Origin of the sequence: uncultured Campylobacter sp. (genome assembly GCF_938018145.1) — a bacterium.
In the GTDB taxonomy this organism is placed as follows: Bacteria; Campylobacterota; Campylobacteria; order Campylobacterales; family Campylobacteraceae; genus Campylobacter_A.
In genome coordinates, this window is record NZ_CALIII010000213.1 from 1 (window position 1) to 2,286 (window position 2,286).

2 protein-coding genes are annotated in these 2,286 nt (G+C 48.4%); both read right to left on the minus strand.

The genetic code is table 11. The features are described from left to right. Positions 1-797 (minus strand): class I SAM-dependent methyltransferase (locus tag Q0338_RS04780; protein ID WP_298085760.1); only part of this gene is annotated, 797 nt, incomplete at its 3' end. A 92-nt stretch (positions 798-889) separates the two neighbouring features. After that, on the minus strand, positions 890-2,286 hold a 1,397-nt coding region (locus tag Q0338_RS04785; RefSeq protein WP_298085761.1), incomplete at its 5' end, for a DASS family sodium-coupled anion symporter.

Below are 2,286 nucleotides of genomic sequence, written 5' to 3' on the forward strand. Positions count from 1 at the left end.
TCCTCGAGTCCGACTTCGGCGAGATAGGCGAGGTCATTTTTTGCCAAGTGATCGGCAAAGTCTCTAAAATAAATCGGATTATTAAAAATCTCCAAATACTCGTGCGCGATATAAGAGTCATTTGTTGTGAGTATTTGATCGATATGAAATTTAAGGCTATCGTAATTTACGAAAATCTGACTTACGTTGCCGTCTTTTTGGCAAAATTTGGCGTATTCTCCCAGCACCTTTAAAAGCTCTCTAGCCTTAGCTACCTTTGCGGCTTCTCCTTTTATGCCCTTAGTGCCAAACATTAAAAAATCTCTGATCGTATCCTTGATCTTCCACCCAGGATAGACGTTGTAGCTCACGTACGCCACGCCGTTTGGGCTCAAAAATCGCTTGATCGTTTTTAAAATCGCGTCCTTTACGACGTCTGGCACCCAACTATAAACGCCGTGGCAGATGATGTAGTCAAATTTGCCGTAATCTCTCACGTCCGCATCCGTAAAATCGCAGATATCTTTTGCCATAAATTCGATATTATCCACGCGCATTTGCTCGGCTAGCTCTTTGGCTTTATTTATCTGCACTTCGCTTAGATCTATGCCTAGCACCTTTGCTTGCGGATTTGCGATAGCAAAAGGAAATAAATTTCCGCCGTAGCTGCAGCCGATTTCAAGCACTCTAGCCGTTTTGGACGGCGGCGGAGTTAGCGATAAAAACGAAGCCAAAGCCTCAAGTCGCGCAGGTGAAGTTTCTGAGAAAGCCGATGAAATATATGGAAGATTATTGTATGATTCTTGGATTTCGTTCATTTTGCAGCCTTAGGTTAAAATATTTTTACGATGATACAGCAACGCCTATTAAATGCGGGTAAATTTAGGCGGTTAAGGCCGCCTAAATTTGATTAAAATTTAAGCCCAAAAACGGCCGAAGCGATAAAGACGACAGTTGCCGTGATAAGAAAAATTCCGATGATATTTAACCAGATTCCGGCCTTTATCATCGAGCTGATTTTTACGTAGCCAGAGCCGTATGCGATGGCGTTTGGCGGCGTGGCGACGGGCAGCATAAATGCAAACGTAGCTGCCATAGCGACCGGGATCGTAAACAGCATAACGTTTGCGCCGGAGTATCCAAGACCTGCGCTAACGCCTGCGATGACGGGCAAAAAGGCCGCTGCGGTAGCGGTGTTTGACGTGATCTCGGTGAGGAAAATGACGAGCGTTACGACGGCCATAATGATCGCGGCGATAGGTAGCGCGCCGAGAGCAGAGACCTGATGTCCGATCCAAAGCGACAGCCCACTACTGCTAAACTGCGCCGAGAGCGACAAACCGCCGCCAAAGAGTATGAGGATATCCCACGGCAGCTTTTTGGCGCTATCCCAGTCGATGAGACGTTCGCCGCTTTTGTTTGCGGGCACGATAAATAGCAAAATCGCCGTACTCATCGCGATTATGGCGTCTAGGCTGGCGATTTTTATATCAAAGGATTTTAGTACAAAGCCTAACGATATCCAGCACGTGGCGGCGGCTACGAAGATGACGCCTACTAGCTTTTCCGGTATGGTTATGGGGCCGAGCTTATCTAGCTCGTCTTGGATCACTTTTTTGCCGTTTGGTATCTCGCCGATTTCAGGCTTAAAGAGTACGTAAGTGAGCAAAAACCAACACGCCGCAAGCATAACGACGCTAAGCGGTACGCCCACTAACATCCACTCAAAAAAGCCGATCTCGATGCCAAATTCGTTTTTCATGTATGCGACTAACAGGGCGTTTGGCGGAGTGCCGATGATGGTGCCCACTGAGCCGATAGAGGCGGCGTAGGCGATGCCTAGCATCAGCGAGATGCCGAAATTTGAGCTAAAGGAGCTCGTTTTTTCTTTTATCTCCTTTGCGATGTCGCGGCCTTTGTGAAATACCGTATTCATAAAGCCGCCTTGCACGCCTTTGCGTGAAATTTCGTCCAAATTTGCCACATCCTCGATCGCCGTAAACGTCCACTTCTGTGTCGTTAGGCGCCCGACTAGGTGTAGTACGCTAAGACCCACTGGCAGCATCATTATGGCGGTTGCGGTGTTGCTCACCCACATGGATAAAAACCCCGTCGCCACCATAAATCCAGCCACCAGCCGCCTAGGGCTCGTGCCAACTAAAAGCACGATGCCAAGGGCGATTCTGGTGTGCAGATTCCACCTTTGCATCGCAAGGGCTAACACAAAGCCGCCCATAAAAAGATAGATCGTGTCCGAAGCATACGGCGCCGCGACGGCCTTAAACACATCGACGCCAAGCACCGGGA